The sequence below is a fragment of the uncultured Lamprocystis sp. genome, assembly GCF_903933125.1.
GTDB lineage: Bacteria > Pseudomonadota > Gammaproteobacteria > Chromatiales > Chromatiaceae > Thiodictyon.
In genome coordinates, this window is sequence record NZ_CAIZIZ010000345.1 from 1 (window position 1) to 6,427 (window position 6,427).

Consider the following 6,427-nt stretch of genomic DNA (forward strand, 5'->3'; position numbering starts at 1 on the left):
AGCGCAAACCAACGTCGAGCGAGACACAGGTTTACATCGCGTCCGGCCGCTTGCTTCTACGGCAGCTTTGCGATAATCAAACACCGTATTTGATGGCCGCCAATTGACTCGATGTCATTTCCAGGTTCCTAGACAGCCTCTCAAGGATTTTCTGGACAATCGGCGGTTTGGGATGGACATGGACCGTTATCGCGCGGGGACCTATGTCGTGACCCGGCATGGCCGCTGAGCCCCCGATCATCCTCTGGCCCTGGGGGCCGACTGCCCGTGCTCTGGCGCTGCGCCTGATGGAGGATGTCGCGCGTCGCCAGGCCGGCGCCAGTGTGATCGTCTTGTTCGAGCCCCCGGAGGACTTCAGCCGGCCGCTGATGGCACTGGTTGCCGCCGGTGCGCAACAGGAGCGCTTTCAGGCCGCCGGCGTCGAGGTCAGACTGCTGATCAGCACCTGGGAGTTCACCGGCCCGGTCGGGAAGTTACTGCACGGGGTCAGCGCGGTCATTGGCGCCGCGCTCCCCGGCAATCAGTCGCTGACCCTGTCATTACTGATCCCGCCTTCACTGGCATGTCCGGCGGATCTGGCGGCATCTTGGAATACCCTTCAAGCGGTTTCGCGCGCCATGGGCAAGGTGCAATTCTTCCGCTCCGCCTTGGTCATGCCGGTGCTTTCCGACCTCTATCGCCCGCGGGACGACGCCCCCAGCCCAGCGGCCCCGCCACCGTCCGACCCAGCACCTGTAACCGCTGATGCTGATCGCGCACCGCCCGCGACGGTGGAGGCCGGTGTCGCCCGGCCCGCTCCAGCTCCGCGCGAAGGGGGGGATCAGGATCAGACGACTGAGCCCCTCCCGACCGGCGAGACCCTCGGCGACCTCACGGATTTCCTCACTCGCAGCCTCTTGGACCCGGACACGGTCAGGACCCTGCACGATTTCGGCGACCCGCTGATCCGGGATGCGCGCCTGCTTAACGGGGAACCCGCGGGCTTTGCGAGCCTCACCGCGCGCCGCGTGCGCTACGACCCATCAGAACTCTTGCGTTACCTGCATGCCCGCTTCCAGCATGACCTGTTCACCCGCGGGCTGTTCGCTCCGGAGCGCCTGCCGGAGGAGCAGCGGAGGTCACTGCGCGCTCAGGCCCAAGCGCTCACTGATCAGGTCTTCGGAACCCTGTCGCGCCATGCCGCCATCCCAGGCCCCTGGGCGGTACCCATCACCGACGGAACTCGAACGACCGGCGCTGATGCGAGCATTTCTGAACAGACCTGCGAAGACCGGCACCGCCAGGCCGTGGCGGCCATGGAGCAGATCATCCGCACCGGTGAGATTGCCATCCGGTCCAGCCTCACCGACCTGCTGACCGGGATCACCAGCCAACTGCGCGGCGAGCTGGAGACATTGCTCGACCGTTCCCCCGACTTTCTTGCCGGGGCGGCATTCTTGCTGGATTGCCTGCGGGGGCAACCGGCGCCAGACCAGGCAGGCGGGGAGGCCGGTGGTCTCATCGGATTGGAACGGGCTTTCCGTCAACAACCCTTGCAGAAGCAGGCCGCGGCCTTGTTTCACCGCTGGTTCACCGCCTGTCTCGCGCGTTACCAACTGGCTCTGCCCGGCACGGCGGCGAGCACGGGGGCGGGCTTAGCGCCCGCCGCCCAACTCCTGAGCCTCAAGGCCAATGAACTCGGATCGGGGCTCGGTTCCCCGGCCCGCGTGCTGATCGGTGCCTGGGAGCGCGTCCAGACAGCCCTCGCCCTGTCCATCGTTCCCGCCGCCGAGGGCCAGGCGCTGTTGCGGGACCTCACGAACGAATTTCTGAACGAGACCGCGGCGATCTGCCGCCTCCTCGCAACCTTCGAGCGGGACCGCGCGGGGCTGCGCGAGGAACTGAAGGCGCTGCGTCGGACCCATCCAGCCTACAAATTCTGGCAGTTGGGTGCCTACACCAAGGGCAAGCATGCGCTCCAGGAGCGACTGGACACCCTGACCCAACAACGAGAACAGGTCTTGGCCGCCCGATCCTTCACACAGGAGGTCTTCCAATCACTCGCCAACGAGCTGCTTTGGCCCCATGAGGCCCGCGTCCTGATGATCGATGGCGTTCGCCAGTGCCATGACCAACTGCATGACGCCTTCGATCGATTCGTCGGACAACTCCGGGACACCTGGACCCAGCAGTGGGCGAACGCCCAGCAGGTCCCGGTGACGGATCGCTGGTCGGAACTCAGCGTCAACAGTGTCCAGCGCGCCGATATCCTCTATGAGCGCCTCCTGGAAAAGCCGAATTGGAGCCGTCTCGTCACCACCGCCCTGCGATTCGTCCCCTCGGTGGCTGACCGCACCGGCGAGCCGCCGGCCTATGCGGCCTTCAGCACCCTGCGGGAGCACTACCAGGCCGATGCGGGCCTCCTGATCCAACGGGTCGCGGACCTCGCGGCAGATCTCTTTAAACCTGCAAGGTCGCTCAACATCCTGGATATTCTGGAATTGCCGGACCAGACCGCGGCCCGTCATGACTTGGCCAAGATCAACAGCGTCATGGACGCCCAGCCCGAATTCGCCTCGGGCAAGCTACCCCATGCCGTTCAGCAGGGACTCTGCCAGCGTCAGCGCATGATTCGCTGCCCCCCGGCCATCGCCAGGCGGCTGCGCGACACGTACGGCCATCTGTACGGCGGCAACGACATCTTCCTGGAGACGGATGACCCCAACGGCTTGGACCTCACCACCTTCACCCTCGGTTTCCCCGCCTCTCTCCTGCACGTCTTCACCGCCTTCGCGGCGGCGGCCGACACGGGCAAGACCAAGGCCCATGAGACCAGCGAAATCGTCATCGATACCCAACACCGCGGTGCGTCACACCTGGTCACCCTGACGCTGGAGGGTCAGGAGGATCGGCGGCTCCAGTGGCCCTTGGTGGTGGATACGGGAGCCGCCCATGTGGCCCTGCCCGCCTCGTTGATCCCGCAGCTTGGCTTCTCCCCGGACCAACTGACCACCCAACAGGTGCTGACCGCCAACGGCAGTGTGGACGCCGCGATCGGAACCCTCCCGGCGGTCTGGTTGAACGATCAGCGCGTTCCCGATGTCACGGCCGCCTTCATCGCGGACGACCGCTTGGGAGCAGACGGCCTGCTGGGCATGAGCGTCCTTGGCCGCTTCCGGATCACCATTGATGAGGAACAGAACCACCTGGTGTTGGCACCGCTATGAACCGAAGACGGCTTGTTCTGGCCCGCGCTCACCTTGTGGGGAGTCCCGTAGATTGGGATGAGGAACGAACCCCAACACCTCTACCCTCGCCATTCAATCGATCTCCGTACCCGCCCTCAGCGAGCCTCCCCCATGCCCTACGACATCTTCATCTCCTATTCGCGTCGTGATAACGCCGGGGGCCGGGTCACCGAGCTCAAGGAGCGGATCGAGGCCGACTACCGCGCCTTCGCCGGTGAGGACCTCACCTGCTTCTTCGACCGCGATGACATCCACGGCATGGACGACTGGCGCCACCGCATCCTCGACGGCCTGCGCCAATCGAGCCTGCTGCTGCTCGTCCTGTCCCCCACCTATATCGCGAGCCCCTATTGCGAATGGGAGGTCATCGAATACCTGAAATACGAGCACTCCCGTGCCGCCCAGGGCCAGGGCCTGGCCCCGGTCTATTTCGTCGAGATCCCCGGACCCCGCAGCCCCGACTTCCCGGCCCAGGAGGCCGCCTGGCTGGCCCAGGTGCGCCGCCGTAACCGCTTCGATCTGCGCCCCTGGCACGAGGAGGGCGCTGCCGCCCTCAAACGACTCGACGTACGCAACCGGCTGGAGGACCTGGAGCGCACCCTCCACGAACGCCTCTCCAAGCTCCGCCGCCTGGCCGACGCATCGGGCAATCTCCCGGCCCACAACCCGCGCTTCGTCGGGCGCGAGCTGGAGATGCAGCACCTGCACGAGTCCGCCGGGCTCGGGCGCTTTGGCGTCCTCACCGCCCTGCAGGGCATGGGCGGCCTGGGCAAGACCGCGCTCGCCATCCAGTATGCCTGCGCCTATGCCGACTTCTACCCCGGCGGGCGCTGGCTACTCGGCTGTGCCGGCCGCACCAGGCTGGCCGGCGTGCTGCGCGAGCTCGACGTGGACCTCGGCATCCAGCTCACCGAAGACGAGCGCCGCGACGACCGGCGCGCGGCCAAACGCATCCTCGCCGAACTGGAGACCCGTGCCCGCGAGGGCGCCGCCGCCCGTGCCGGGGAGAAGGTCCCCCCGGAGCCGCGTGCCTTGCTGCTGCTCGACAATGTCGATGATCCGAGCCTGTTGCAGCCCCCCGAGTCCGACCTGCTCACCGGCAAGCGCTGGTTGCACGTGCTGGCCACCACCCGCATCGCCCCGGACGCGCTCGGCCACGACCCCGAACGCCAGACCCTGCTGACGGTCGACGAGCTGCCCCCCGAGGATGCCCTGCGCCTGATCGAGAGCTACCAGCCCGGGGGCCGCTTCCCCAACGCGGTCGAGCGCACCGCCGCCGCAGAGATCGTCCGCCGCTTGGGCGGCTTCACCCTGGCCGTCGAGGTGGTGGCGGTCTATCTGGGCGAATGCGCGGGGCGGGTGACCTGTGCGGCCCTCTTGCAGCGGTTGGACCATGAAGGCTTTCAGGGCGTGGAGGGCATCGCCCAGAGCACCAAGGGCGGCATCCGTCATGTCGAAAAGCTGCTCGGCGCCACCCTTGGCCCCACCCTGGACCTGCTTGCCCCCGCCGAGTCCCTGGTGCTCGCCTTCGCCGCCCTACTGCCCCCGGACAGCATCCCGCTGCCTTGGCTACGGACTCTGGTCGGCGAAGACTACTCCGACCTGACGCGGGATGCCGCCCCCGGATACAGCGATCCGTGGCTGGACCTGGTCAACCGCCTGCTCGGGCTGCGGCTTTTGCAGATCGTCGATGTCGATCCGCAGAGCCAGGCCCCGCGGTTGGTAAGGATGCATCGGCTGGTGGGGGAGTTGGTGAAGCAACGCCGAAAATGGGACCAGAACCGTCGGCGAGCTGAACTCGCATCCCATGTCAAAGCACGCTCTAACGCACTGCAGACCATTTGGCACGAGCACCAATGGGAGATTTCGCCGCTTATTGCATCTGCTCAGGACTTGCTGGAGCGGCATGACCCCAAGGCGCCGACGGTGGTTCGCTCGCTATGCCAATGGCTGCCCCACTTCGACAGCGGGCGCCAGTCGGAACCGCTGCTGCGCGCCTGCCTGGCGCAGCTTGAGGAAAGGCCGAGCGACGATCCGCTCGATCTCTCGGTAGCCCTGTCGAATCTGGGTTGGGCGCTTCAGAAGCTTGGGCGGTACCAAGAGGCCGAGACGCACTTGCGCCGGGCGCTGGCCATTGATGAGGCATCAACACCGCCGGACGAAGGCGCGCTGGCCGTGCGTTGCAACCAGCTCGAATCATGCCTCCGTTTTCTTGGCAAGATCGCCGAGGCCGAGCCTTTCACACGGCGGGCGCTGGATCTGGCGGAACGTGCCTTTGGGGCGACGCATCGCGATACCCTCACCTGCCTCCACAACCTGGCCTGCTCGCTGCAAGACCAAGGCGATCTGGCCGCGGCCGAGCCCCTCCACCGGCGGGCGCTAGCGAGCCGCGAACAAGCGCTGGGGCCGGCGCATCCCGACACGCTGTTTAGCGTCAACGGTCTCGCACTCCTTCTCTTGGATGCGGGGCGATTCACCGAGGCCGAGCCCCTTCTCCGCCGCTCCATGGACGGGCGCCGGGACGCCTACGGAGCCGTCCACCCGGCAACCGCCAATGGCGTTGCCAGCTATGCCCTTGGCCTGATGCGGCTGGGGCGCGACCAGGAGGCCGACGCCTACGCCCGCGAGGCGTTGGCGATCTGGCAGCAGACCCAGGTGCCCGAAGACCTGCGATCCGGCAAGGCCCACTGGGTCCTTGGTGTGATTGCGAAGCACCGTGGCGACCTGGGGCAGGCCATTACACACCTTCAGCAAGCCCTCCGGCTGCTTCGTCTCGGCAATGCAGAAGACCACCCTTGGGTCAAGGAAGTCCGCGATGAGCTGGATCGTGCGACTCGGATGCAATGACACGGAGTTCATGGTCCCTGGTCCACCAGGTGCAAGCCCAGTGGGTTGCCCTGCTTACGATTTGAGACTCGGCCCAGCGTTGGGTTCGGCAATAACCCAACTTGCCCGGAGACCCTATGGCCGCTGATTCCAGTTGTCCGCAGTGCAACTCCGTCAACGTCATCTTCAGCAAGAAGCGCCGCCTCCATGTCTGCGAGGATTGCGGCCACAGCTTCGATATTTCCCCTTTAAACCTCGCCTAGGCCGGGATGCGTAATTTCTCTTCCTCTGGATCGAGCGTCGTTTTCGTCCAGAGCCGGTCGGCAACGGCAAACGGATCGACGTTGATCGTGTGCGCAAAGTCGCTCACCCGG

General features: G+C 66.0%; 2 protein-coding genes. Both read left to right on the forward strand.

The features are described 5' to 3' along the window. The first annotated feature begins 218 nt into the window (after positions 1-218). Complete coding sequence (locus tag QZY03_RS17895; protein WP_295583453.1) at positions 219-3,206, forward strand: TIGR02281 family clan AA aspartic protease; 2,988 nt, start codon at positions 219-221, stop codon at positions 3,204-3,206. Between the two features lie 132 nt (positions 3,207-3,338). Next, entirely contained in the window at positions 3,339-6,074 is a 2,736-nt protein-coding gene (locus QZY03_RS17900) for a tetratricopeptide repeat protein (RefSeq protein ID WP_295583455.1), read from the forward strand. Positions 6,075-6,427: the final 353 nt, after the last annotated feature.